A 24,825-nucleotide genomic window follows, 5' to 3' on the forward strand; every position below is an offset into this window, starting at 1 on the left:
TCACAGTGCCAACCCGCCCCCGCACCACGCACCGCCCCCGGAGGTGCTCCATCGCCACGGCCGCCGGTTCCGGCAGTTCGACGACACAGGCCCAGCACTTCGCCGAGTCGTACGTCACCGAGGATCTCGTTCTGCGTACCGCCCGCAGCCTGGCCCGGGAGGTGGGCCTCGACGCGGTCACCCCCGGCGCGGGGGCGGCGCTGCGACTGCTGGCCGCCGCCGGCAACGCCCGTGCGGTGGTGGAGATCGGCACCGGCACCGGGGTCAGCGGCGTCTGGTTGCTGCGCGGCATGCGCGTCGACGGCGTGCTCACCACCATCGACGTGGAGGTGGAGCACCAGCGGATCGCCAGGCGAATCTTCGCCGAGGCGGGTTTCGCGGCCGGGCGTACCCGGATCATCACCGGTCGGGCGCTCGACGTGCTGCCCCGGCTCGCCGACGGTGCCTACGACCTGGTCTTCGTGGACGCGGAGGCGACCGGCTTCCACGCCTGCGTGGAGGCGGCGCTGCGGCTGTTGCGCCCGGGGGGCGTGCTGGCGCTCAACGGTGTGCTGGCCAGCGACCGGATCGGCGACCCGTCCGCCCGGGACGCGGAGACGGTGACGGTTCGCGAAACGATCAAGGCGGTCCGGGAGTCGGAGCACTGGATCCCCGCGCTGCTTCCGGTCGGGCATGGGCTACTCGCCGCTGTGAAGTGCTGATTCGCGCGCAGGACGGGTCAGAGCCTCGGTCGCGCCGAGGCTCTGACCCACGCCCTAGTTGACGTCGGCGAGCCAGCGCAGCAACGAGCGGACGCCCCAGCCGGTGGCGCCACGGCTGACCTCGGCCTGGTCGCCGTCGGCCCAGGACGGGGCGGACATGTCCAGGTGCAGCCAGCGGTCGCGTAGTTCGCCGGTGAACTCGCGCAGGTAGAGCGCGGCCAGCACCGAGCCCGCACCCTGGGTGGGTGCGCTGTAGAGGTCGGCGATCTCGCTGCCGAGGTACTCCACATAGTCGGTGTGCAGCGGCATCCGCCACGCCGACTCGCCGGCCGCCTCGGCGGCAGCCAGCACGCCGTCGGCCAGTTCGTCGTTCTCGCTGTACAGGGCGGCGGTGCGCTTGCCCAGCGCCACCGAGTTCGCGCCGGTGAGCGTGGCCAGGTCGAGCAACAGGTCCGGCTTGAGCTGCTGCACCGCGTACGCCAGCGCGTCGGCGAGGACCAGCCGACCCTCGGCGTCGGAGTTCGTCGTCTCGCTGGTCGTACCGCCGTAGTGCCGGATCACGTCGCCGGGGCGGAACGCCGAGCCGCTGACCATGTTCTCGGCCAGCGGGGCCAACGTGGTGATCCGGACCGGCAGCCGCAGCGCGGCGGCGCCCAGTGTGGCGGCGACGACAGCGGCCGCGCCGGCCATGTCCTTGCGCATCAGCTTCATCGACGCCACCGGCTTGATCGAGATGCCGCCGGTGTCGAAGGTGATGCCCTTGCCGATCAGCACCACGTGGGTGCGCGCGTTGGCGGGGTGCCAGTCCAGTTCGACCAGCCGTGGTCCGCTGGCGGAGCCACCGCCCACGGCGAGGATCCCGCCGAAGCCCTCGGTGGTCAGCTCGGCCGGGCCACGGACCCGCAGTCGCAGGTCCGGAAGGTCGGCTGCGGCGGAGGCCACCTGGTCGGCGAACCACTGCGGGGTCTTCACCGACGAGGGAGTGTTTGTCAGGTCCCGGGCGAGATGGGTCATCGCGGCGGTGGTTCGGGCCGTGGCGACGGTGTCCTCGTACCCGGTGGGGTCGTCGAGCAGCAGGTCGACGCCGCTGAGCGCCGGTCGGTCACCGGCCTCGGTGAGTCGGAACCGGTACGGGGCGAGCAGCAGCCCCTCGGTCAGCCCGCGAACCGCGGCCGGGGTGACCTCGGCCGGAAGCGCGATGGTGATATGCGTCTCAGCCGAAGCTGAGCGGGCCAGTGCCGCGCCGGCCGTCCGCCAGGCCGCCTCGTCGCCGTCACCGATGCCGAGCAGCAGCAGTCGGCCGGGGGTACGTCCGGGGCGCAGCTGGGTGTGGATCTCGCCGGCCCGGCCGGTCAGCCGGGCCGCCGACGCCAGCGCGGCCGCCTCGTCGGCAGTGCCGTCCGGGCCCGCCACGGCGGTCGGCACCGGCTCGGCAGAGGTGTCACCCTCCGCCGTCGAATCGGCGGAGCGGACGGGCAGGACGAGGACGTCGAGCCGGTCGGGCTCGGCGATCAGACGAATGGCGAGCACGCGGAACCGTACCTCCAGGAAAGTGTCGCGGGCCGACGGCGAACCCACCTGCCCGCAGCGTTGAAGACCCTGAGCCACCGGTGATTCCGGTGGCTCAGGGCCTGAAGAACGTTCCGGGCGGCGTGAGCCGCCCGGAGCACTCCTTACTCAGCCGGCCGCTGCCTTCAGTGCGTCACCGAGCGCGTTGGCCTCGTCGGGAGTCATCTCGACGACGAGCCGGCCACCGCCCTCCAGCGGGACCCGCATGACGATGCCCCGCCCCTCCTTGGTGACTTCCAGCGGACCGTCGCCCGTCCGCGGCTTCATCGCCGCCATGTTGTCTCCCCTCAGACCTACACCAGGGTCGGTGGGTTGCCCCACAGCCACTTCGTCACGACCACCCGCAACGGTCGCGGGGGTGTCGACTGACGATTTTCCCTGATGAACACCGCCGGACCCAAACCGGAGCAGCATTGATGTAACAGCATCTAGCTTATCTTGAGAAGGCCTGTCACAATGTGCGGTCATGCAGGCACGGTCGGCACTCTTCGACCTGTACGGCGACCACCTCCGTCCGAGGGGTGGCCGGGCACCGGTTGCTGCCCTGGTCAAGCTACTGGCGCCGCTGGGAATCGCACCGCCAGCAGTTCGCACCGCCGTCTCCCGGATGGTGCGTCAAGGCTGGCTCGAGCCCCTCCGGTTGGTCTCCGGACCGGGATATTCGATCACACCGAAAGCTGCCCGCCGACTCGACGAGGCAGCTGCCCGGATCTACCGGACCGGCCGGGTCACCTGGGACGGCCGATTCGATCTGCTGGTGTTGGAGGCCCCGGGCTCCCGACGGGACCGCCAGCGGCTCGCCGCCAACCTGAGCTTCCTCGGCTACGGGACGCTCGACGAGCAGACCTGGGTCGCCACCCGCCCCGCCGAGGACGTCGACCTGCTCCTCGCCGAGACCGGCATCCGCTTCGAGCGGTTCACCGCCTCGCACTTCTCCGGCACCCCCGGCGCGATGGGCGTGGTCCGGCGCGCCTGGAACCTGGCCGAGATCGGCCGCGCCTACGAGCGGTTCGTCGCGGACCAGCGCCCGCTGCTCGCCGCTGTCACGGTACGCAGCAGCGACGAGGAGGCGTACGCGACGCGGTTCCGCCTCGTGCACGCCTGGCGTACGTTCCTCTTCCAGGATCCGCAACTGCCCCCGGCGCTGCTGCCCGAGCGGTGGCCCGGCACCGCCGCTGCCAGTTTCTTCGACCGGCACGCAGCCCGCCTGCGCCCGGCCGCCGACCGGTACGTCGAACAGTGCCTCGACGCCGGCAACCGCATCGTCCGACAGAAGGGTCGTTAGACACGTGACCGAGCCGCTGCTGGTCGACCGGACCGATGCCGTCGTCACCCTCACGCTGAACCGGCCGAACGCGATGAACGCGCTCGACGTGGCGCTCAAGGAGGCGCTGCGGGACGCCCTCGCGGAGTTGGAGACCGACAGGTCCTGCCGCGCTGTCGTCCTGGCCGGGGCCGGCGGATCGTTCAGCGCCGGGCAGGACCTGCGCGAGCACGTGGCCACCCTGGAAAACTCCGCCAACGACCCGCTGGGCACCGTGCGGGCGCACTACAACCCGATCGCCGCCCGGCTCGCCAACCTGCCCAAGCCGGTGATCGCCGCGGTCCGTGGGATGGCCGCCGGGGCCGGCGCGTCGCTGGCGTTCCTGGCCGACATCCGCATCGGCGGCCCGTCCACAAGCTTCCTGATGGCCTTCGCCAAGGTCGGTCTCGCCGCCGACACCGGCGCCTCCTGGACGTTGCCCCGACTGGTCGGGCACGCCAAGGCGGTGGAGCTGCTGATGCTGGCCGAGCCGGTCCGCGCCGAGGAGGCCTGCCGGGTGGGCCTGCTCAACAGGTTGACGGACGACGACGAGCAGGTGCTGCCCGTCGCCCAGGAGTTGGCCGCCCGCCTCGCCGCCGGCCCGACCGTCGCCTACGGGGCGATCAAGCGCCAGCTCTCCATCGCCGACGCCGGCACCCTCGCCGACGCCCTCGCCGCCGAGGCGCAGGCCCAGTCGATCTGCGGTGCCACCGCCGACCACCGATCGGCCACCCTCGCCTTCGTCGGCAAGCAGAAACCGGTCTTCGAGGGACGCTGAACGCGATCCGGACGCCTCCCTTACCGTCCTCGAACACGGGCCGCCTAGCGTCGGCGGGCATGAGCGATCGTGAAGCGGTGGCGCACCTGCTGCGCCGGGCCACCTTCGGGCCGACCGCCGACGAAGTGGACGCGGCCGAACGGGCCGGGCCGGCGGCAACAGTGGACCGGCTTCTCACCCAGCCGGCGACGGACCGGGGCGCGGCTGCCACACCGACCCCGACGCTGCCCCCCGACCCGTACGCCGAGCTGACCAAGGACTCCACCCGCGAGCAGCGGCAGCAGGCCAACGCGGAGCGCCGCAAGCAACTCCAGCGGGTCACCGAGTGGTGGCTGAACCGGATGGTGGCCGCCGAGGACGGGCTGACCGAGAAGTTGCTGTTCTTCTGGCACGGGCACTGGGCAACCAGCGCGCAGAAGGTCAAGTCGGCGCGGCTGATGGTGGGCCAGTTGGAGACGCTGCGCCGGCACGGCCGTGGACCGCTGGGCCCGCTGGTCGCCGCGATGGTGCGCGACCCCGCCCTGATCGTCTGGCTGGACGGGCAGAAGAACACCCGCAAGGCACCGAACGAGAACCTGGCCCGCGAGCTGATGGAGCTGTTCACCCTCGGCATCGGCGCCTACAGCGAGGCCGACGTGAAGGCGGGCGCGCGGGCGTTGACCGGCTGGGTGGTCGACCGCCGTACCGGGGTGGCCCGCTTCGAGCCCAAGCGGCACGACCCCGGCGAGAAGAACATCCTCGGGCAGAGCGGCCGGTTCGACGCCGAGGCGTACGCCGGTCTGCTGACGGCCCAACCGGCGGCGGCGACCTTCGTGGCCGGTCGGCTCTGGTTCCGCTACGCCGGCCCCGAGACCCCGGCGCCGGAGGGTCTGGCCGGCGCGGACACCATCGCGACAGTGCGCGCGATCCTCTCCGCGCCGGCCTTCGCGCAGACCCGGGGCACGCTGGTGAAACAGCCGGTCGAGTGGTTGGTCGGTGCGCTGCGGCAGCTCGGCATCCGACCGTCAGCGCTGCCCGAGCAGCAACGTAAACAACTGCTGGCCGGTCTGAACGCGCTCGACCAGGTGCCGTTGCGTCCACCGAGCGTGGGCGGATGGCCGGCCGGGTCCGCCTGGCTGACCACCTCGTCGTTACAGGCCCGGCTACGGACGGCAGGGGTGCTCGCCGCCGCCACAGCACCATCGGTGCTGGCCCGACTGACCGCAGCGCCCACCGCCGGCCGACCGGACGCGCTGGCCCGACTGCTGGTGGTCGACGCCTGGAGCGGGCGCACCCGCGCCGCTCTCACCCCGCTGGCCGGTGAGCCCCGCAAGCTGCTGGCCGCCGGCCTGGTCAGCCCCGAATACACAGTCAGCTGAGCGGAGGAGTCGACATGGACACAGTGACCCGACGCAGGTTCCTGCTGACCAGCGGAGTTGTCGGCGCTGGCGCGTTGGCCGCCGGGGCCGGCGCGTACAGCCTGCGGGACCTGCTGGACACCAGCGGCGACCGCGACCCGCAGTCCCGCACGCTGGTGCTGGTGACCCTCTACGGCGGCAATGACGGTCTCAACACCGTCATTCCGTACGCCGACCCGGCCTACCGGGCGGCCCGCCCCGAGCTGGCGTACCCGGACGGGGAGGTACGGCGGTTGGACGACGACTTCGGCCTCAACCCGGCACTGGCCGGCCTGCACCAGCGCTGGTCCGGCGGTGGGCTGGCGATCGTGCGCGGGGTCGGCTACCCGAAGCCGGACCGCAGCCACTTCCGGTCGATGGACATCTGGCACACAGCGCAACCGGACCGGCCCGGCAACACCGGCTGGCTCGGGCGGTGGCTGGACCGCGCCGGTGGCGATCCCCGACTGGCGGTCTCCTTCGAGCCGGCGCTGCCGCCGCTGCTGGCCGGGGCCCAGAGCGCCGGTGCGGCAGTGCCGGTGACCGACCGGAAGGCCGCAAAGGGGCTGCCCGCGGCGACACTGACCGCGTTCGCCGCCGCTGAGGCGGGCGAGTCGGCGGCCCGGGGTCGGGCCGCCGCCTGCTTCGCCGACCTGCGGTCGGTGGACGAGATGATCCGCCAGGTACGCGACTCCGCCGACCCGGACACGGCGGACCCGGACAGCGAGCAGGCCCCCGCGACGGCCACCGGCGGGGCCCGCACCCCACTGGACGCGCAGCTCGACCTGGTCGCACAGTGCGTCGAGGCGGGAGTGTCCACCCGGGTCTTCTCGGTGTCGTTGGGTGGCTTCGACACGCACGCCGACGAGAAGCAGTTGCAGGCAGTGCTGCTGGGTCAGCTGGACCGGGCGTTGACCGGGTTCGCCGACCGGATGAGTCGCACCGAGGCGGGCCGGAAGGTGGTGGTGGCGGTCTACTCCGAGTTCGGCCGTCGGGTACGGGCCAACGCCTCGGACGGCACCGACCACGGCACCGCCTCGGACGTGCTGCTGCTCGGCGCGGGCGTCCGGGGCGGCTGGCACGGCGCACCACCGAGCCTCACCGACCTCGACGACGGCGACCTGAAATACACCACCGACTTCCGTGACGTCTACGCCACGCTGCTGGAGCGTGTGCTGGACACCGACCCGGGTCCGGTCCTCGCCGACTGGCGGGGACGAGTGGAGAAGCTGTTCTAGGGCGTGTGTCGATGCCCCTGGCCGGCCTGCGGCGGGCCCAGACGACGGCCGGCCGCGTTGGAGGTTGGCCCGGATACAACACCGGTATCCGGGCCAACCTCCGCCTTGCCGAACCGCCGCCTGGACTCCGCCTCGGCTCGACCGAGGACTTCGACACACGCCCTAGTCGTCCTCTTCCGGGTCCTGGTTGGCCTGCTCGCCCAGCACGAACGCCTGCATGGCCAGCTCGTCGCCGGCCGGCGAGACAAAGGCGGGCAGCTCACGGGGGCCCAGCTCCTGCACGTAGGACCAGAACAGCCGAACCGCCTCGGCCGGCGTGCCGGCCTCGATCGGCAGGTCGAGGCTGACCAGCCAGGTGCGCCGCGCCGGGGGCGGGCCGAGCTGGTCGGCCAGCGCCCGGAAGGCCGCCGGCTCCACAGCGGTGACCTGATCGTCGAGCGTCAGCAGGTCGGCCGGCACCGGTTCGTCGAAGGCCCGCCGGGTGTACGCGACGACGAGCGTGCCCGGCTCGACCGGTGACTGCGGGTCGTCCGGGTCTTCGCGGTGGCGTCGACCCCGCGCGGTGACCCGGCCGAGGGCCACCAGCCGTGGCGGCGATGCGACCAGCACTGCCACCTGGTCGCCATGCCCTGGCCGGGCGACGTCGGTGAGCCCGGTCAGCTCCAGCGTGTCGTGGTGCACGAGCCGCTCGGCCTCGTACCGTTCGGCGGGCAGCAGCACCGCCCAGGTGCCCACCCCGTCGGCGTTGCCGGCCGCACCGGCCCGGTGCGCGGTCTCGGTCGTCATGCCTGCCATCTCATCACGCCGCCGGTGCAAGGGTGACGTGACAGCCGACGATGTGATCGTCGACCATCCCGGTGGCCTGCATCAGCGCGTACGCGGTGGTCGGGCCGACGAACCGGAAGCCGCGCTTCTTGAGTGCCTTGGCCATCGCCGTCGACTCCGCGGTGATCGGTGCCAGCTCGGCGAACGAGGCGGGGCGAGTTGGCCGGGGCTCCGGCGCGAAGGACCAGAGCAGCGCCGACAGGCCCTCCGGGAGTTCCAGTGCGGCACGGGCGTTGGCGATCGCCGCCTCGATCTTGGCCCGGTTACGGACGATGCCGGCGTCGGCGAGCAGCCGGGTCACGTCGGCGTCGTCGTAGCGGGCGACGGTCGGGATGTGGAAGTCGTCGAACGCCAGTCGGAACGCCGGACGCTTGCGCAGGATGGTCAGCCAGGACAACCCGGACTGGAACGCCTCCAGCGTCATCCGCTCGTAGAGCGCGTCGTCGCCGCGCAGCGGCCGCCCCCACTCGGTGTCGTGGTAGATGGCGTAGTCGGGGGTGCTCGACCCCCAGGCGCAACGAGCCAGCCCGTCGGCACCGATCACCAGGTCAGTCACCCCGTACACGCTAGGGCATCCGTCCGACACCCCATTGCCACCGGCCGCCCGGCTGCCTATGGTGCTTGTTACCGACCGGTAGGTCGGGGTCACCCGACGGTGCGCCCCGACCGGTGACGGCGAGCGGAGGCCGCACGGTGAAGGAGTTCCCGGACGTCATCGCCTGGTCGATCCCGGCCTTCGTGCTGCTCATCGTGCTGGAGCGGGTCTCCTACCTGCTGCACCGCGACGACGACGAGGTCGGCTACGGCGGCGCCGACACCGCTACCAGCATGGCGATGGGCCTGGGCAGCATCTTCGCCGACCTGCTCTGGAAGGTGCCGATCGCCGCCGCGTACGCGCTGCTCTACGCGCTCACCCCGCTGCGGGTCGCCGAGCTCTGGTGGACCTGGCCGCTGATCCTGCTCGGGCAGGACTTCTGCTACTACTGGTCGCACCGCGGCCACCACGTGATCCGCATCCTCTGGGCCTCACACGTGGTGCACCACTCGTCGCAGCGGTTCAACCTCTCCACCGCGCTGCGCCAGCCGTGGACCGGCCTGACCAGTTGGGTGTTCTACATCCCGCTGATAGTGGCCGGCGTCCACCCGGCCGTTGTCGCGTTCTGCGGCTCGGTCAACCTGCTCTACCAGTTCTGGATCCACACCGAGCGGATCGACAAGATGCCGCGCTGGTACGAGGCGGTGTTCAACACCCCGTCGCACCACCGGGTGCACCACGCGTCGCAGGGCAGCTACCTGGACCGCAACTTCGGCGGCATCCTGATCGTCTGGGACCGGCTCTTCACGTCGTTCGCGCCGGAAGGGGAACGTTGCGTGTACGGCCTGACCAAGAACGTCGGCAGCTACAACCCGGGCCGGGTGGCCTTCCACGAGTACGCCTCGATCGCCCGGGACCTGCGCGCCGCGGTGACCTGGCGGCACCGGGTCGGGCACCTCTTCCGCGCACCGGGTTGGCAGCCGGCACCGGGCTCACCGGTCAGGGGAGCCGGCCCTGCTCGACCAGGCGGGCGAACCTCTTCAGCGCCTGGGTGAGGCCGAGCTTGGAGCCGGGCCAGAGCACCGGCCACGCCAGTCGACCGGCCGGACCGCCCGGCAGGTGGAACCACTCGTGCCAGACGACCTGGGTGCGGTCCCGGTCCAGTTGGGTGCAGCGCAGCACCCCCGGGCCGCGCAGCAGCTGGCCGTGGTGCACGACGCCGATCTCGTACGGCTCGTCGACCCGGACCACCCGCATCTCGTCGCGCAGTGTCGCCCGGCCGAGCGCGGTCACCGCCTCGATCCGGCTGCCCTCGCGCCCGTCGCCCTCGACCACCCGCACGCGGGTGAACGGAATCCAGTCGGACTGGCGTTCCCAGGCGAGCAGCGCGGCGAACACCCGCTCCGCCGGGGCCTCGACGATCACCGTGGCGGTCACCTCACCCGCGCCGGGTCGGGCCGCCTCGCGAAGATCGTCAGCGCCCTCCGGCTCGGTCACGCCGACTCCGACCGAACCACCGCGTCGCGCTGCTCGGTGCCGGGCGTCTGCTCACGATCGGCCGACTCGTCGTCTGCGGGCGCGGCGGCGGGCGCCACCCCGTCGGAATCCGCCGGGGACGAACTGGCGGCGGGTAACGGGCCGGGAGTCGTCGAGCCGACCGGGGCTGAGCCTGCCTCGCCGGTCAACGGCGCATCCTCGCCCGACTCCGGTGCCTCGCCCGGCTCGGCCGCGTTCGCGGTGGTCACCTTGCTGGCGGACTGCTCGCGGGCCTGCCGCAGCACGTCCGCGTCGTCGGTGCGCCCCTCACGCAAGGCGATGACCTCCGACTCCAGTACGCCGATCAGCTCGGACTTGTAACCGATGTCGTAGGCGGCACGGCGCAACGTCTGATCGACCTGGTCCATCCGGTACCCGCGCAAGCCGGTGTCGAAACGGACCGCCCCCACGTCGGATTCGCGCAGGGGGCGGGTGCCCGGCAACGCCACGGCCTGCGAATCCGGCTCGGCCGGCACCAGGCCGGGATCACGCCCACTGACCAGCACCGTCACGCCGAATATCACCGCCGCGACGGTCAACGCCACGACCAGGAGGAGCAGAAGCTGACCCATGTACTGATCGTGGCATGGCAGCCGGCCGGGAGCGACCCCGCCACCCGCCTCGATCACGATCGGTGCCGACGCCCGCCCGGAATCGTGGACGGGCGACCGACTAGCGTCGGGACCGGCCGGCGCGGCGGCGACGGCGCGAACTTCCAGGAGGCGGGCATGGCCGGGGCGCTTCGGCTGGGTGGGCGCACGTTCGCCCCCGGCGAGCTGGTGGTGATGGCGATCATCAACCGCACGCCGGACTCGTTCTTCGACCGCGGGGCCACCTACGCCGCCGACAGCGCGTTGCGCGCCGTGGAGCGGGCGGTGGACGAGGGCGCGGCCATCATCGACATCGGCGGCGTCAAGGCCGGCCCCGGCGCGGACGTGGACGTCGCCGAGGAGATCCGGCGCACGGTGGACACCATCGCCGCCGTCCGAGCCGCGTTTCCCGAGGTGGTGATCTCCATCGACACCTGGCGCGCCGAGGTGGCGACGGAGGCCGTGGCGGCCGGGGCCGACCTCCTCAACGACACCTGGTCGGGCGTCGACCCGGCGTTGGTCCGGGTGGCCGCCCGGACCGGCGCCGGTCTGGTCTGTTCGCACGCCGGCGGACTGACGCCGCGGACCAGGCCGCACCGGGTCGCCTTCACCGACGTCGTCGCCGACGTGGTCGCGACGGTGACCGGGCTCGCCGAGCGCGCTGTAGCGGCAGGGGTACGCCCCGACGGCATCCTCATCGACCCGGCGCACGACTTCGGCAAGAACACCCGGCACTCGCTGGAGATCACCCGCCGACTGGACGAGCTGACCACTACCGGCTGGCCGGTGCTGGTGGCGCTCTCCAACAAGGACTTCATCGGTGAGACGTTGGGGCTGCCGGTGGCCGAACGGCTGGAGGGGACGCTCGCCGCGACGGCCGTCTCGGCCTGGTTGGGTGCCCGGGTCTTCCGGGCCCACCAGGTCGGCCCGACCCGCCGGGTGCTGGACATGGTGGCCTCGATACGGGGCGACCGCCCGCCCACTGCCACCCGCCGGGGGCTCGCCTGACCGGTCGTCGCCGTAACCGCCAGCGAACGGGCGGTCGGACCGACACGATCGCCGGAGGCAGTGGCGCTCAGGTCCAGCGGAGGATGTTCCTACGCCAGGCGTAGAGGATTCCCAACGCGAGCACGGCCACGAACACCGCCATCTCCACCACCGTCACCAGACCGAAGCCCGGCCGGTCGAAGACCACCGCCCAGGGGAAGAGGAACACCGCCTCGACAGCGAACAGCACGTAGAGGTAGGCGTACACGTAGTAGCGGATCTGCATCTGCGCCCAGTCGGCACCGACCGGGTCGAGCCCGCACTCGTAACTGGCCCGCTTGCCCGGCGGGTCGGCTGGACGCGCCGGGCGTAACACCCGGTTGGCCGAGAACGCCGTAACGAAGAAGAGAACGCTGGCGAGCAGCAGGAGCCCGAGCGTCGCGTACGAGCCCAGGTATCCGTTCACAGTCGGCAGCCTACCGTCCACCCGGACGGGCCGTCCCAAACACGTTACGGATTTGTTTCCAGATGGGACTAGTGCACCGGGGCAACTGTTACCGAATATTGGACACCCACCCATGTCACCGGAGGACAGATGGCCCGCGTGAAGGCATCGCCCGGTAACCGGGCGGAGGGGCGACGTTCCACGCCCCTGCTGGCGACCGCGCTCGCGCTCGGCCTGCTCACGGCGCTCGCCGTGGGGCCGGCCTGGGCCAACGCGGCCGCACCGGACGCGGACCCGGTCGCGACGACTGCCGAGCCGGTCAACGAGCCGGGAGGCGAGGGGCCCCCGACCACACCGGCGGACGAGCCCACCCCCACCGAAGACCCGGGCGGTGAACCGGAGCCGACCGAACCGGCACCGGAGACCGCCGCGCCACCACCGGAGACGACGCCACCGGCGCCGGTGACCACCGCCCCGGAGGTCCCGCCGCCCGCGCCGACCACCAGCGCGCCCGCGCCGGGCGGCACCACCCGACCGCCCACCCCGGTGCCACCGACGGCGCCTCCGGCCCCGCCAACACCGCCGGCGCCGACGGTCCGCCCGCCCGCCCCGGGTTCGGCGCCGCCGCCGCAGAGCCCGCTGGGCGTGCAGGTCACCACCGGCGACGTCACCCTCACCGAGGCGTACTGGAACACGGCGAGCACGGCCGCCACCCTCCAGGTCACAGTGCACAACACCGGCACCACGACGGAGCAGATCCGACTCTCGTACACGCTGCCCTCCGGGCTGACCGACGCCGGCACGAAGGGTTGCGCCGCCGCCGGTGGTGGGACGTACCGATGCGGTGCCTGGACCGCCGGAGCGGGCGTCCGGTTCAGCACCGTGCTGCGGCTACGGGTCGCTGGCACAGCGTGGAAGCAGATGCCGCTCAGCGGCTCCGTCCAGGTCATTGCGGACGCGCCGGGAGCGGCCGGGGAGGCGACCGACGACCAGGGCTTCGCTGTGCTCTTCCCAGCAGGCCCGCCGGTGCCCGGGATCGCGCTCGCCGCCAACGAGGTGGCCTTCGACATCAGCGGCGGCCCGAGCACCCTCACGCTCCGGCTGGGCAACACCGGCGCGGTGGACGCCGCCGGCCGGGTCGAGGTCGTCCTGCCGGCCGGGGTGACAGTGCCGACCCCACCGCTCGGCTGCGTGGCTGTCGACCCGACGCGTACCCGCTGCGACGCCGGCCTGGTGCTGGCGGGCACTACCGCAGAGGTGCAGTTGCCGGTGGAGGCGACGCCGCAGGCGCAGCGGGAGGCGCCGCTGTCCGGGGCCGTGATCGGTCAACTCGATCCACACAGCGGCCCGACCCGTCGGGTGCAGATGAGCTTCCGGATCACCTCGGCGGCCGCGCTGGCCACGCCCGTGGTCTCCCCGCCCGCGCCGACCGGCTCACAGGGCGTACTGCCCGCCGGTGCCACCACTGGAGACGGCGGGTTGACCTCGGTGCAGCGCACCGCGGTGATCCTGATCGCGGTCTCCACGCTGCTGGTGGTGCTGGCTCTCACGCTGGCCACGACCTCGCTGCGCCGCCGGCTCGGCGGCCCGCCGCCCGAGCCCACCCCCAACCCCGCCGACTGATCGACTGACGACCCCGGCCCCGCGCGGCCGGGGTCGTCGGCACGAGCCAGTGGTGATCTGAATTACGGCGGGCGGTGCGTAACCCCGCAAACACGGGCATTTCGCACCCCAATCCGGTCCCAGTCGGCGGACCTCCGGGGATGGTTAGGGCTCCCTTAGACGTAGGCTCTCAGGTGAGGAACGACAGCGGCCGGACCAGCCTGGGGCGGTGCGGTGAAGCGTTGCGTCAGGGAGGTTCCGTGGCCGGGCAAGCCCCGCAGTCGCGAACGAAGGTGGCACAGTGACCAAGCAGATCCGTCAACTCGACCGGGTGGTCATCCGGTTCGCCGGTGACTCCGGCGACGGCATGCAGCTGACCGGCGACCGGTTCACCTCGGAGACGGCGCAGCTCGGCAACGACATCTCCACACTGCCAAACTTTCCCGCCGAGATCCGGGCACCCGCCGGCACCCTGCCCGGCGTGTCGAGCTTCCAGGTGCACTTCGCCGACTACGACATCCTCACGCCGGGCGACGCGCCGAACGTGCTGGTGGCGATGAACCCGGCGGCGCTCAAGGCCAACCTGGCCGACCTGCCGCGCGGCGCGGACATCATCGTCAACACCGACGAGTTCACCAAGCGCAACCTCGCCAAGGTCGGTTACCAGACCAGCCCACTGGACGACGACTCGCTGGCCGGTTACGTGGTGCACCCGGTGGCGCTGACCTCGATGACTGTCGGTGCGCTCGCCGCCCACCAGGTGTCCAAGAAGGACGCTGAGCGGTCGAAGAACATGTTCGCGCTCGGCCTGCTCTCCTGGATGTACTCCCGGCCATACGAGTCGACGCTGCGCTTCCTGGAGCGCAAGTTCGCGGCCCGTCCGGAGCTTGTCGCCGCGAACGTCGCCGCCTTCAAGGCCGGTTGGAACTTCGGCGAGACCACCGAGGACTTCGCGGTCCGCTACGAGGTCAAGCCGGCCAAGATGAAGCCGGGCACGTACCGCAACATCACCGGCAACGCGGCGCTCTCACTGGGGTTGGTCGCCGCCGGGGTCCGCTCCGGGCTGCCGGTCTTCCTCGGCGCGTACCCGATCACGCCCGCGTCGGACATCCTGCACGAGCTGAGCAAGCACAAGCGCTTCGGCGTCATCACAGTGCAGGCCGAGGACGAGATCGCCGCCGTCGGCGCCGCGCTGGGGGCCTCCTACGGCGGGTCGCTCGGCGTGACGACCACCAGCGGCCCCGGCGTGGCGCTCAAGAGCGAGACGATCTCCCTAGCCGTGGCGCTGGAGCTGCCGCTGGTGATCGTGGACGTGCAACGCGCCGGCCCGTCGACCGGCATGCCGACCAAGACCGAGCAGGCCGACCTCAACATGGCGCTCTACGGTCGACACGGTGAGGCACCGGTCGCCGTGATCGCGCCCCGGTCACCGTCGGACTGCTTCTTCGCGGCGCTGGAGGCGGCCCGGATAGCGCTCACCTACCGCACCCCGGTGATCCTGCTGTCCGACAACTACGTCGCCAACGGCTCCGAGCCGTGGCTGCTGCCGGACGTGGAGTCGCTGCCCGACCTGCGGGTCGAGTTCGCCACCAAGCCCAACGGCGAGGACGGCACCACCTTCCTGCCCTACCTGCGCGACCCGGAGACCCTGGCCCGACCGTGGGCGATCCCCGGCACCGCTGGCCTGGAGCACCGGATCGGCGGTCTGGAAAAGGCCGACAAGACCGGTGACATCTCCTACGACCCGGCCAACCACGACTTCATGGTGCGCACCCGGGCCGCCCGGATCGAGACGATCCCGGTGCCGGACATCGAGGTGGAGGACCCCGACGGCGACGCCCGGGTCCTGGTCCTCGGCTGGGGCTCGACGTACGGGCCGATCGGCGCGGCGTGCCGCGGGGTCCGCCAGCGGGGCCTCTCCATCGCCCAGGCGCACCTGCGGCACCTGGCACCGATGCCGGCGAACCTCGGTGAGGTGCTCCGCTCGTACGACAAGGTGGTCATCCCGGAGATGAACCTGGGCCAACTGGCCCACGTCATCCGGGCCCGCTACCTGGTCGACGCGATCAGCTACAACCAGGTCCGCGGCCTTCCGTTCACGGCCACCGAGCTGGAGACGACGCTGGAAGAGGTGCTGAAGAATGTCTGAGCCCGTCGCCGTCAAGCTCACCGCGAAGGACTTCAAGTCCGACCAGGAGGTGCGCTGGTGCCCCGGCTGCGGTGACTACGCGATCCTGGCAGCCATCCAGCAGTTCATGCCGGAGCTGAACATCCCCCGGGAGCGCACCGTCTTCGTCTCCGGGATCGGCTGCTCGTCCCGCTTCCCGTACTACATGAACACGTACGGGATGCACTCGATCCACGGTCGGGCCCCGGCGATCGCGACCGGCCTGTCGGTGTCCCGGCCGGACCTGTCGGTCTGGGTGGTCACCGGTGACGGCGACGCGCTCTCCATCGGTGGCAACCACCTGATCCACGCGCTGCGGCGCAACGTCAACCTCAAGATCCTGCTGTTCAACAACCGGATCTACGGTCTGACCAAGGGCCAGTATTCACCGACGTCCGAGGTCGGCAAGATCACCAAGTCGACGCCGGCCGGCTCGGCGGACGCCCCATTCAACCCGCTCTCGCTCGCCCTTGGCGCGGAGGCCAGTTTCGTGGGCCGCACCATCGACTCCGACCGCAAGCACCTCCAGTCGGTGCTGCGGGCCGCCGCGGAGCACGAGGGCTCGGCCTTCGTGGAGATCTACCAGAACTGCAACATCTTCAACGACGGGGCATTCGAACAGCTCAAGGACCCGTCCACCCGGGACGACTACCTGATCCGGCTGGAGCACGGGCAGCCGATCACCTTCGGTGCCGACGGGCGGTTCTGCGTGGTGCACCCGCCGGGCGGCTTCGGCCTGGAGGTCCGGGACACCAGCTCGGTGCGCCCGGAGGAGATCGTCGTGCACGACGCGACGGTGACCGACCCGGCGTACGCCTTCGCACTGTCCCGGCTGCCCGGCCTGGATCTGCGCAACACCCCGATCGGGGTGTTCCGCTCGGTGGACCGACCGTCGTACGACAGCGTGGTGCAGGCTCAGCTCGCGGCCGCCAAGGCGACTGTCACCGAGACCCCCGAGCAGCAGCTCGCCGGCCTGCTGGGCAGCGGCGACACCTGGACCATCAGCTGACCCGTCCGCACTGACGAGAGCGGCCGTCCCCGATCGGGGGCGGCCGCTCTCGTCGTACCGGCGCTGTCTCAGCGCTGGGCGGTGGCCGGCGTCCAGAGGTTGTCGATCTCCTTCTCGGCCGCCGCGAGGCTCGCCTCGTGCAGCGGGATCAGCTCGGCCATCGCCGGCACGGACGGGGCCAGGGTCAGCTCGGCGCTGATGAAGCGCGGCTGCATGCCGGTCATCGACAGGCCGTGCGGGAGCCACGGTTCGGCGTGGTCCCAGCCGTAGCGCGGGGTGCCCTCGCCGTAGCCGCCACCCCGGGTGGCCAGCACCACGAACTCGCGTCCGCCGAGCAGGCCCTCCTGCGACGTCGGGTCGTACGCCAGGCCGGGAACGATCAGGTGGTCGACCCAGGACTTGACGCTGCTCGGCGCGCCGAAGTTGTAGAGCGGCAGTCCGAGCAGCACCACGTCGGCCTGCTTCACCTCGTCGACCAACCGCTCGCTGAGCTCCCAGGATTCGCGCTGGGCGGGCGTGTGCTGGTCCGGTGGCGTCATCCGGGCGAGGCCGCCCTCCGAATCCAGGTGCGGCAGCGGTTCGGCGCCCAGGTCCCGGTAGGCCACAGTGCCGTCCGGGTGCGCCGCACGCCATGCGTCGACAGCGCGGGCGGTGAGCCGCCGGCTGATCGACCAGTCACCGCGGATGCTCGAGTCGATATGCAGCAGATGCATTATTCCCCCTCCAGGAATCGTCTGTGAAGCACCAACTATTTATAGCAGGCCGATGTTCCGCTGAGTCGGTAGACTGGGTCACATGTCCGCCCAGCCGCTCGACTCCTCCGAGCACCGTTCGGGCGCACTCCTGGACCACCTGGCCCGGCGGATGCGGCTGCGGTCGGAATCGGTGCTGGCGCCGCTGGGGCTACGCCCCCGGCACCTGGTCGCGCTCACAGTGCTGCGCGCCGGAGGCGGCACCGGTCAACAGGCGCTCGCCACCATCCTGGAAATGGACAGCACCAACATCGTCGGGCTGCTCAACGACCTGGAGGCCGAGCAGTTGATCGAGCGTCGGCGCTCCCCCGAGGACCGCCGCCGACACGTCGTCGAACTCACCGAAGACGGTGCGAAACGCCTCAGCGAGGCGGAATGCGCCCTGGCCAGCGCCGAGAACGAGGTGCTGGGAGCGCTGACTCCCACCGAGCGGGAGACGCTCTACGAGCTGCTCAGCCGAGCCTCCACCGGCACAACGGTCAACTGCACCGAGGCGATCTGCGTCGCCGACGACACCTGCTGACGCCGCGTCACCACAGCGGCGGAGCCGGCACACCGGCCGACAGCGGCGCGGTCAGCACGCCACCCACCGAGGGGCCGAGCCGTCACGCCGGGACACCGGAAGGCAGGACGATCAGGCGGTGGTGGCCGACTGGGGGCGGTCGTCGCGGACGTGCACCAGCATGTCGCCGGTCTCGATCACCGCGCCGGCCCGGTCGGCCAGGGTGACCACCTTGCCCCGCCGCACCAGGGCGATCACCAACGACTCCAGCTCGCGCGGCGAGCGACCCACCTCGTCCCGCTCGGCGGAACGCATCGCCAGCGCCATGCCCTGGCCGGGGGTGAGCAGGTCCTCCACCACGTCGATCAGCGGCGGCGCCGAGGTGGACAGGCCGAGCAGCCGGCCCGCCGTGGCCGAGGAGACGATCACATGGTGCGCGCCACTCTGCTTGAGCAGCGGGGCGTTCTCCGCCTCCCGCGCCGCCGCGATGATGCGGACCTGTCCCGCGGTGAGCTGCCGCACCGTCAGCGCGACCAGCACCGACGCGTCGTCACTGTCGGTCGCGATGATCACGGCCTTCGCGTTCTTGACGTGCGCCTCGTTCAGCACCGACGACCGGGTCGCCGAGCCCTCGATCGCCACCAGCCCAGCGGAGGTGGCCTGCCGCAGGGCGGCGGCACTCCGCTCCACCACCACGATCCGCGAGCGGTCCAGACCGTTCTCCATCAGGGCGGAAACAGCGCTGCGCCCCTTGGTGCCGTAGCCGCAGATGATGACGTGGTCCTTCACGGCTCTCCTCCACCGCGACAGGCGACGGCCGGTCCGGTACTGCTCGGTCAGAACTTCCAGTGTGGTGCCGACCAGGATGATAAGGAAGATCACTCGGGCCGGGGTGATGAAGAGGACGTTGACCAGCCGGGCCGACGGGGCGGACGGGGTGATGTCCCCGTAGCCGGTGGTCGAGAGCGACACGACAGCGTAGTAGAAGCAGTCGAGCAGGGTGAGGCCGTCCTCGTTGACGTCGCGGTAGCCGTCCCGGCCCAGATAGACAGCGGCGACCACGGCGAAGACCAGGCCCAGGGCGGCGGCGAGCCGAAGGCTCAGCGCGCTCAGTGGGCCCCGGCGCTGTGCGGGAAAATGGATCACCGTCGAACCTGCTCGCCCACCGTCGCCTGCACGCCCACAACATAGCGGGTGCACCGCCGACCGCACGTCCGGGTCGCGGCGGACAACCGGCGGCGCGCGCGTGGCTGGCATGGTCAACTCGGGTTTCAGGAAGTGGGCCGCTCAAGCGGCGTGGGATACCGCGACTTCCGGAAACCCGAGTTGATCAAAGCAGGCGCCCGCGCCCAGTCGGGCACGCCCTGCTCCCCGCCGGTAGCACCCGGACGCTGTTCCCGACGGTCACGCTGGTGCCCCAACCGGCCGCCTGGCACACCCACCTGTACCGGTGAGAGCCCCGGGCCCGCGCCATCGCAGCGGCGGGGGCCCGGACGGGTCGGTCCGGACAGCCGAGGACGGGCATGATGGGGGGGTTCCCGACGACGACCGCGAAAGTGAGGCCCGCATGTCGTTACTGCGACGGGTGATCGGCGGGGTGCTGCGCCGCCACCGCCAGCGTCAGGGCCGCACGCTGCGCGAGGTGGCCGCGTCAGCCGACGTCTCGGTGCCCTACCTCTCGGAGGTCGAGCGGGGTCGGAAGGAGGCCTCGTCGGAGGTGCTGGCGGCGATCTGCCGAGCGCTCGGCATCAGCCTCGCCGACCTGCTCGGCGAGGCCCGCGACGACATGCGGCGGGTCGAGCCCCGCCTCCCGGCCGCGCCGCGCGCCGCGCTTACCCACCTGGAGCGGGTCGATGCGACCCGACGGGAGATCGGCAACGCCACCCTGCTGGTGGGACCACGTGTCGGCGGGTTCGTCCTGCACCGCGGGCCGGTCGCGAGCGAGCCGACCCTCAGCGTCGTCGAAAGAGCCTCCGCTGGTGGCTCGCGCCCCGGTCCGCGTACCGCAGCCCTTGCTGACAGCGCAGAAAGCCGGCTCGGCCTGCGGCGGCTGACCGCCGCGTAGGCCGCGCGGGTTCTGCCGTCGGCGGATCTGCCGGCGGCAGAATCACTGGGCCACCGCCGCCGTCGCCCGCACGCTGGAGGGGCCGGTAAACCGGGCGGTCCCCACCACCCGCCGGCACGGCGGAAGGCGACGACACATGATCGGGTACAACGTGCGAATGCTGGAGGGCGGGCAGCCGTCCTTCGGTGATCACGTGTTCGAGCGGCTGCTGCGGGAACGGATCGTCTTCCTCGGCACCGAGGTGACTGAGGAGTCGGCCAACCAGATCTGCGCGCAGATCCTGCTGCTCGCCGCCGAAGACGACAACCGGGACATCTACCTCTACATCAACTCGCCGGGCGGTTCGGTGAGCGCGGGAATGGCCGTCTACGACACCATGCGCTACGTCCGCAACGACGTGGCGACACTGGCGCTCGGGTTCGCCGGCTCGATGGGGCAGTTCCTGCTCTGCGCGGGTGCGGCCGGCAAGCGGTACGCGCTGCCGCACTCGCGGATCATGATGCACCAGCCGTCCGGCGGGATGGGTGGCACCGCTGCCGACATCACCATCCAGGCGGAGAACATGCTGCACGTGAAGCGGACGATGCAGGAGCTGATCGCCCAGCACAGTGGACGGACCCTCGACGAGATCCAGCGGGACTGGGACCGGGACCGTTGGTTCACCGCCGAGCAGGCCCGGGAGTACGGCCTCATCGACCAGGTGGTCACCCGAGCCGAACAGCTGCCGACGATCTGATCAACGTCCGGTGGCCGCGGTACCGCCAGACCACCCCACCCATTAGCCTCCATGGATATCCTGGCGGGCGCAGAAGGAGTGGGAATGACGGACGGTCACGAAGCCCAGCTGCTGCGGCGACGACACGACCACCTCCGCAGTGAGTCGCCGCACGATGTTGCGCGCGGCGGTGCTGGGTGCGGGTGCCATCAGCACCGGTGGCCTGCTGGCTCCCGAGGCCGCTCAGGCCGCGCCGTCGATCTACAACCCGTTCAGCGGCTACCCGATCACCGACACCTGGGAGGGTCACCTCGGCCGCGGGTCACTCGGCGGCATCGACTTCGGGATGGGGGTGGGCACGGCGTTGCCGGCCTGCGGCGCCGGCACCATCCAGAACACCCCCAACAACGGCACGGGCGGGCACACCGTCACGATCCAGCACGCGGACGGGTACCGCAGCCAGTACCTGCACCTGTCGCAGTTCGTGCTCGGCAACGGCGCCAGCGTGGGCGCGGGCACGATCGTGGGCCGATCCGGCGGCGCGGCCGGCGCACCCGGCTCGGGCAGCTCGACGGGCCCGCACCTGCACTGGCACATGATCGACCCGTCCGGCACCCGGATCAACCCGCTGCTCTTCATCCAGCAGAACCCTGCCGACCAGCCCCGTCAGGTGTTCGAGGCGGCCAGCAACGCCGGCTGGCGCGCCCTACCGGTCTCCGGCAGTGCGGGCGCGGTGACCGGCACGGCGACGACAGCTGTCACCCTCGGAACCACGAAGATCCTCTACACCCTCAACGGCGGCCGGATCCACGAGGCCGCCAGCAACGCCGGCTGGGCCAACCTCTGGACCGGCATCCACGGCGCACAGGGCACCGCACTGGCCGCGCTCAACCTCAACGGGGTGAAGCACATCTACAACGTCGTCGACGGGTACGTGCACGAGGCCGCCAGCAACAACGGCTGGCGCAACCTCAACACCGGCATCGGCGGCGCTGGCTCGTCCTCGATCTCGGTGATCGCGCTGAACGGCGTCAAGTACGTCTACAGCATCGTCGGTGGCTACGTACACGAGGCGCACAGCGCCAACGCCTGGCGGAACCTGAACACGGGCATCCCGGCCTCGGCGGTAGCGGCGATCACAGTGGGCAGCACGAAGATCCTCTACACCCTGAACGGCGGCCGAGTCTACGAGGCCGCCAGCAACGCCGGCTGGGCCAACCTCTGGACCGGCATCCACGGCGCACAGGGCACCGCACTGGCCGCGCTCAACCTCAACGGGGTGAAGCACATCTACAACGTCGTCGACGGGTACGTGCACGAGGCCGCCAGCAACAACAGTTGGCGCAACCTCAACAGCGGGGTCCGCGGCACTCGGGCCGCCGCTCTGGGGCTGGACGGAATCAAGCTCATCTACGCCGTCTGACTGGCCCGCTGATCTTCGAGGTGCCCCCGGCAGGATTCGAACCTGCGACACACGGTTTAGGAAGGCGACGCAGGCAGGGTGACCACGGGGGCCATGACCTGCACGCCCGAGGATCCACCGATCCCGCGAGCCAAGATCATTGCACGCATTCTGCACCACGCGCTGCGGGCACCCGAGGACGGCCGGAGGCCGCCCGCAGGGGGTCGCAGCGCAGGCTTACCTCAGCCTTGCAATGACCAAGCCTCTTGCCGGCCGGCATCGGCGGCTGCCCGCTAGCCCGCTCGCCGTGCCGTCCGCAGCTGACCTCAGACCGCGCGCCCAGAGCTCCTACCTCGGTCCGGACCTGCCATCGCCTCTCGACGTTTTACAGCGCCCGTGGCCCTCGCATGTACTGGCGTTGCACGGGATAGGAATGTTGCACGGATCGCGAGGTCCACGTTGTGCTCACCAAGGCCGGGTGGAGCATCACACGAGTTCGAGAACACTAGGCCGCCTGAGCACTGCGGATCGCATTGAGAGTCTCATTCGATCTTCGCTGGGCGAGAGGTGACCACCAGCTACGACTTCCTTTAGCGAGATCCCGGAGGTTCCTGGCCTGGCCCCTGACGCCGGTTGGTCTAGACTCTCAGCAACAGGCTCGCAAACTCGCCTCCCGACCTAGGAGGTCCCGATTCTCACCCGCGTTAGGCTTCGTAACTTCAAATCATTTCAGGACGTCACCTTCGATCTTGCTCCATTCACCGTGATATACGGCGGAAACGGTGTCGGTAAGTCGAACTTCGGGGACGCTCTTAAGTTTCTCCATGCAATCGGAAGTGGGCGCTCAATCCGCGACGCCATAGAGGGGCACTATGCTGCCTCATTCAGCGGCAGCCCGACCGAAGTCTCTGCTGGAATCCGCGGGGGCGGCGAAGCGACGACGCATCTTGAAGCGAAATCGAAGGTGTTCCACGTCGAAGTCGAGGGACTGACACCTAAAGGCAGGCGACTACATTATCGACTTTCGGTGGACGCGAGACAGTATCGAATTGTTGCGGAATCACTTTCCGCGGAGGACCACCCCGGCGCCTATGTTTACGACACCCATCCCGAGTCTGCGCCGCTTCGGCAAAGTGACTCACCGGCGATCAAGGCTAGATATTACACTAATGCACGCGGCAAGAACCCAAGCCGGAGTTTTTCTCCGCACGAAACAATTCTAAGCCAATTCTCCGGCCGGAAAGCGGAGTACGTCTACAATGAGGCCCGTGCGCAAGAAATGCGCGATCTCCTCACATCTATTCAGCCGCTCGAGTTGCGACCCGAAATTCTGAGAAACTACTCGACCCTGGGCCGCTTCAACATCGGCGAACATGGAGAGAATCTTGCCGCGGCAGCATGGCTGCTGTTGTCTTACGCTTCTGGCTACGATCCAACCAGGGCTTCAGACGCCGCAGACGTCGAGACGGATGCGTACGAGAGACTCCAAGCGATCAAGTCTTGGCTGTCCGAGATGACTCCGCGTCCCGTAACCGACCTCTTGGTCGAGGAGGCGCCGACCGGAGAGGTAATTCTCGCCCTCAAGGAAGAACCATTTTCCCGCCCCCTTACCGCCAGAAGCCTTTCTGATGGAACTCTCCGATTCACTGGCTTCGCCTTTGCGTTGCTCGGCAGTGCCGCGCCTCGCACATATGTAATCGAGGAACTGGAAAACGGGATCAACCCGAGTCGCCTAGCTTTGATGATTCGGATGATTTCAGCCGCCACGCGAAACGGTCCCGTTCAAGTCCTCACGACGACTCACAGCCCAACGCTACTCGACATCGCCGGCAAAGAACTTCTCCACGACATGCTTTTCGTCGGATGGGACTCGGATAACAACTGTTCGGTTGTCAATAAAGTCTCGCAACTCACGCCGCAGTATCTGGCCGAGGACCACAGACTCGGAGAACTGCTGACGGAGGGGTACCTCCAATTGGCTGCGGACCGGTGATGATTTGAAGATCGCAGTTGTCTGTGAGGATCACACCCACGATCAATATATCCTTAAACCTGTGGTTGGCGCCATTCTGGCCAGCTTGGGCAAGCCACGCGCACGCATCCAAATCGTCTCTAATCCTAGAATCACCGGGTTTAGCAGCCTCTTAGCGAATCTATGTGATGTCGTGCAGCGATACGCACCGCAGGTAGATGCAATCGTTGTCGCATTCGACACAGACGGCGAAGATGGTGAAGACGGTAGACCCAACAAGGCCGCCAGGGTGCGGAATGCGTTGTCCCGGTGCCCCTCGCCAAAGGTTGCGATCGTTGGGGCGATTCAAGAACTTGAGGTATGGGCGCTGTGGGGCTCAAGAGCCCAAATAGACTCCTCTTGGGGTACGGTGAGGGCAGAACGCGATCCGAAAGAGCGCTATTTCGATCGGCTTCTTACCCGAGCGGATGCATTGCTGGCTGACGGCGGCCGGACGCGGCTCGTGTCGCTCTCCCTGCGTCCCAGTTTTGAATCTCTCGCTACCGGATGTTCTGAAGTAGGCGACCTACGGGACGACATCAAACGCGTACTTGACTATTAGGTCACCGCGCGCCGCAACTACATATCGTGGAGTTGGCCAAGACCAGGGTCGCAAGAAGAGCGCCCTCGCGACAATCTTCAATGGCGTTGTCAATAGTGCCGTCCACGGCGAGGCGGAGCGTCCTGTTGAAAGTCGGGAGGTCGGCGGTTTGACCC

24 protein-coding genes are annotated in these 24,825 nt (G+C 70.1%); 15 read left to right on the forward strand and 9 right to left on the reverse strand.

Annotated features, from left to right (window positions below; genetic code table 11):
- Positions 1–131: 131 nt before the first annotated feature.
- The gene (locus MED01_RS26345; RefSeq protein WP_112581855.1) at positions 132–701 is read left to right on the forward strand and encodes an O-methyltransferase; all 570 of its coding nucleotides are present in this window, start codon (positions 132–134) and stop codon (positions 699–701) included.
- Positions 702–755: 54 nt separating this feature from the next.
- Here the strand turns inward: MED01_RS26345 and MED01_RS26350 are convergent, their stop codons facing one another.
- Positions 756–2,231, reverse strand: coding sequence for a leucyl aminopeptidase family protein (locus MED01_RS26350; protein ID WP_238671214.1), 1,476 nt, complete (start codon positions 2,229–2,231; stop codon positions 756–758).
- Positions 2,232–2,378: 147 nt separating this feature from the next.
- The gene (locus MED01_RS26355; protein ID WP_007455245.1) at positions 2,379–2,546 is read right to left on the reverse strand and encodes a DUF3117 domain-containing protein; all 168 of its coding nucleotides are present in this window, start codon (positions 2,544–2,546) and stop codon (positions 2,379–2,381) included.
- 190 nt (positions 2,547–2,736) lie between these two features.
- Between MED01_RS26355 and MED01_RS26360 the strand changes: the two genes are divergently transcribed.
- From MED01_RS26360 to MED01_RS26375, 4 genes are read left to right on the forward strand one after another with little or no spacing between them, the layout of a single operon-like run.
- Positions 2,737–3,555, forward strand: a complete 819-nt coding sequence (locus MED01_RS26360; protein WP_091394799.1) for a PaaX family transcriptional regulator — start codon at positions 2,737–2,739, stop codon at positions 3,553–3,555.
- A 4-nt stretch (positions 3,556–3,559) separates the two neighbouring features.
- On the forward strand, positions 3,560–4,351 hold the full coding sequence (locus tag MED01_RS26365) for an enoyl-CoA hydratase-related protein (RefSeq protein ID WP_238671215.1): 792 nt from the start codon (positions 3,560–3,562) through the stop codon (positions 4,349–4,351).
- A gap of 59 nt (positions 4,352–4,410) precedes the next feature.
- Positions 4,411–5,709, forward strand: a complete 1,299-nt coding sequence (locus MED01_RS26370; protein ID WP_238671216.1) for a DUF1800 domain-containing protein — start codon at positions 4,411–4,413, stop codon at positions 5,707–5,709.
- A gap of 14 nt (positions 5,710–5,723) precedes the next feature.
- Positions 5,724–6,965, forward strand: a complete 1,242-nt coding sequence (locus MED01_RS26375) for a DUF1501 domain-containing protein (protein WP_238671217.1) — start codon at positions 5,724–5,726, stop codon at positions 6,963–6,965.
- Positions 6,966–7,127: 162 nt separating this feature from the next.
- On the opposite strand, the gene MED01_RS26380 is transcribed toward MED01_RS26375, so the two are convergent.
- Both MED01_RS26380 and MED01_RS26385 read right to left on the reverse strand, forming a co-directional pair.
- Positions 7,128–7,751, reverse strand: a complete 624-nt coding sequence (locus tag MED01_RS26380; protein ID WP_238671218.1) for a hypothetical protein — start codon at positions 7,749–7,751, stop codon at positions 7,128–7,130.
- Between the two features lie 13 nt (positions 7,752–7,764).
- A complete protein-coding gene (locus MED01_RS26385) occupies positions 7,765–8,346 on the reverse strand; it encodes a DNA-3-methyladenine glycosylase I (protein ID WP_308193565.1) in 582 nt (193 codons plus the stop codon).
- A 137-nt stretch (positions 8,347–8,483) separates the two neighbouring features.
- Here MED01_RS26385 and MED01_RS26390 point away from each other — a divergent pair, with 137 nt between their 5' ends.
- Positions 8,484–9,380: a sterol desaturase family protein gene (locus MED01_RS26390; RefSeq protein WP_238671219.1), complete on the forward strand. Its 897-nt coding sequence runs from the start codon at positions 8,484–8,486 to the stop codon at positions 9,378–9,380.
- Here the strand turns inward: MED01_RS26390 and MED01_RS26395 are convergent.
- Positions 9,325–9,822, reverse strand: a complete 498-nt coding sequence (locus tag MED01_RS26395; protein ID WP_238671220.1) for an SRPBCC family protein — start codon at positions 9,820–9,822, stop codon at positions 9,325–9,327. The genes MED01_RS26390 and MED01_RS26395 overlap by 56 nt on opposite strands.
- Complete coding sequence (locus MED01_RS26400) at positions 9,819–10,433, reverse strand: DivIVA domain-containing protein (protein ID WP_238671221.1); 615 nt, start codon at positions 10,431–10,433, stop codon at positions 9,819–9,821. Before MED01_RS26400 ends, MED01_RS26395 begins: the two co-directional genes overlap by 4 nt.
- 156 nt (positions 10,434–10,589) lie before the next feature.
- Here MED01_RS26400 and folP point away from each other — a divergent pair, with 156 nt between their 5' ends.
- Positions 10,590–11,459 (forward strand): dihydropteroate synthase, encoded by an 870-nt coding sequence (gene folP, locus MED01_RS26405; protein WP_238671222.1) that lies wholly within the window; start codon positions 10,590–10,592, stop codon positions 11,457–11,459.
- Positions 11,460–11,526: 67 nt separating this feature from the next.
- Here folP and ndhC read toward each other — a convergent pair whose 3' ends face one another.
- A complete protein-coding gene (gene ndhC / locus MED01_RS26410; protein ID WP_091394827.1) occupies positions 11,527–11,904 on the reverse strand; it encodes an NADH-quinone oxidoreductase subunit A in 378 nt (125 codons plus the stop codon).
- Between the two features lie 129 nt (positions 11,905–12,033).
- Here ndhC and MED01_RS26415 point away from each other — a divergent pair, with 129 nt between their 5' ends.
- The 3 genes from MED01_RS26415 (at position 12,034) to MED01_RS26425 (ending at position 16,661) form a co-directional block, all read left to right on the forward strand.
- On the forward strand, positions 12,034–13,506 hold the full coding sequence (locus MED01_RS26415; protein WP_238671223.1) for a hypothetical protein: 1,473 nt from the start codon (positions 12,034–12,036) through the stop codon (positions 13,504–13,506).
- A gap of 280 nt (positions 13,507–13,786) precedes the next feature.
- Complete coding sequence (locus MED01_RS26420) at positions 13,787–15,634, forward strand: 2-oxoacid:acceptor oxidoreductase subunit alpha (protein WP_238671224.1); 1,848 nt, start codon at positions 13,787–13,789, stop codon at positions 15,632–15,634.
- Positions 15,627–16,661: a 2-oxoacid:ferredoxin oxidoreductase subunit beta gene (locus MED01_RS26425; protein ID WP_238671225.1), complete on the forward strand. Its 1,035-nt coding sequence runs from the start codon at positions 15,627–15,629 to the stop codon at positions 16,659–16,661. The genes MED01_RS26420 and MED01_RS26425 overlap by 8 nt, the downstream gene beginning before the upstream one ends.
- Positions 16,662–16,729: 68 nt before the next feature.
- Here MED01_RS26425 and MED01_RS26430 read toward each other — a convergent pair whose 3' ends face one another.
- Entirely contained in the window at positions 16,730–17,374 is a 645-nt protein-coding gene (locus MED01_RS26430; RefSeq protein WP_238671226.1) for an FMN-dependent NADH-azoreductase, read from the reverse strand.
- Positions 17,375–17,456: 82 nt separating this feature from the next.
- On the opposite strand from MED01_RS26430, the gene MED01_RS26435 reads away from it, so the two are divergent.
- A complete protein-coding gene (locus tag MED01_RS26435; RefSeq protein WP_238671227.1) occupies positions 17,457–17,936 on the forward strand; it encodes a MarR family winged helix-turn-helix transcriptional regulator in 480 nt (159 codons plus the stop codon).
- A 111-nt stretch (positions 17,937–18,047) separates the two neighbouring features.
- Here the strand turns inward: MED01_RS26435 and MED01_RS26440 are convergent, their stop codons facing one another.
- Entirely contained in the window at positions 18,048–19,061 is a 1,014-nt protein-coding gene (locus MED01_RS26440; protein ID WP_238671228.1) for a potassium channel family protein, read from the reverse strand.
- A gap of 421 nt (positions 19,062–19,482) precedes the next feature.
- Between MED01_RS26440 and MED01_RS36195 the strand changes: the two genes are divergently transcribed.
- From MED01_RS36195 to MED01_RS26460, 4 genes are all read left to right on the forward strand, one after another.
- A complete protein-coding gene (locus tag MED01_RS36195; protein WP_308193566.1) occupies positions 19,483–19,980 on the forward strand; it encodes a helix-turn-helix domain-containing protein in 498 nt (165 codons plus the stop codon).
- 136 nt (positions 19,981–20,116) lie between these two features.
- On the forward strand, positions 20,117–20,716 hold the full coding sequence (locus MED01_RS26450; protein ID WP_238671229.1) for a ClpP family protease: 600 nt from the start codon (positions 20,117–20,119) through the stop codon (positions 20,714–20,716).
- A 139-nt stretch (positions 20,717–20,855) separates the two neighbouring features.
- The gene (locus MED01_RS26455) at positions 20,856–22,118 is read left to right on the forward strand and encodes a M23 family metallopeptidase (RefSeq protein ID WP_238671230.1); all 1,263 of its coding nucleotides are present in this window, start codon (positions 20,856–20,858) and stop codon (positions 22,116–22,118) included.
- 670 nt (positions 22,119–22,788) lie between these two features.
- Positions 22,789–24,090, forward strand: coding sequence for an AAA family ATPase (locus tag MED01_RS26460; protein WP_308193567.1), 1,302 nt, complete (start codon positions 22,789–22,791; stop codon positions 24,088–24,090).
- Positions 24,091–24,825: the final 735 nt, after the last annotated feature.

The organism is Micromonospora alfalfae, from assembly GCF_022230925.1.
GTDB classification, from domain to species: Bacteria; Actinomycetota; Actinomycetes; order Mycobacteriales; family Micromonosporaceae; genus Micromonospora; species Micromonospora alfalfae.

Excerpts from the sequence above, each read along its gene's own strand:
- MED01_RS26355 (WP_007455245.1), bottom strand. The coding sequence starts at position 2,546 with ATGGCGGCGATGAAGCCGCGGACGGGCGACGGTCCGCTGGAAGTCACC.
- MED01_RS26360 (WP_091394799.1), top strand. The coding sequence starts at position 2,737 with ATGCAGGCACGGTCGGCACTCTTCGACCTGTACGGCGACCACCTCCGT.
- MED01_RS26370 (WP_238671216.1), top strand. The coding sequence starts at position 4,411 with ATGAGCGATCGTGAAGCGGTGGCGCACCTGCTGCGCCGGGCCACCTTC.
- MED01_RS26375 (WP_238671217.1), top strand. The coding sequence starts at position 5,724 with ATGGACACAGTGACCCGACGCAGGTTCCTGCTGACCAGCGGAGTTGTC.
- MED01_RS26380 (WP_238671218.1), bottom strand. The coding sequence starts at position 7,751 with ATGACGACCGAGACCGCGCACCGGGCCGGTGCGGCCGGCAACGCCGAC.
- MED01_RS26400 (WP_238671221.1), bottom strand. The coding sequence starts at position 10,433 with ATGGGTCAGCTTCTGCTCCTCCTGGTCGTGGCGTTGACCGTCGCGGCG.
- folP (WP_238671222.1), top strand. The coding sequence starts at position 10,590 with ATGGCCGGGGCGCTTCGGCTGGGTGGGCGCACGTTCGCCCCCGGCGAG.
- MED01_RS26415 (WP_238671223.1), top strand. The coding sequence starts at position 12,034 with ATGGCCCGCGTGAAGGCATCGCCCGGTAACCGGGCGGAGGGGCGACGT.
- MED01_RS26425 (WP_238671225.1), top strand. The coding sequence starts at position 15,627 with ATGTCTGAGCCCGTCGCCGTCAAGCTCACCGCGAAGGACTTCAAGTCC.
- MED01_RS26430 (WP_238671226.1), bottom strand. The coding sequence starts at position 17,374 with ATGCATCTGCTGCATATCGACTCGAGCATCCGCGGTGACTGGTCGATC.
- MED01_RS26435 (WP_238671227.1), top strand. The coding sequence starts at position 17,457 with ATGTCCGCCCAGCCGCTCGACTCCTCCGAGCACCGTTCGGGCGCACTC.
- MED01_RS36195 (WP_308193566.1), top strand. The coding sequence starts at position 19,483 with ATGTCGTTACTGCGACGGGTGATCGGCGGGGTGCTGCGCCGCCACCGC.
- MED01_RS26450 (WP_238671229.1), top strand. The coding sequence starts at position 20,117 with ATGATCGGGTACAACGTGCGAATGCTGGAGGGCGGGCAGCCGTCCTTC.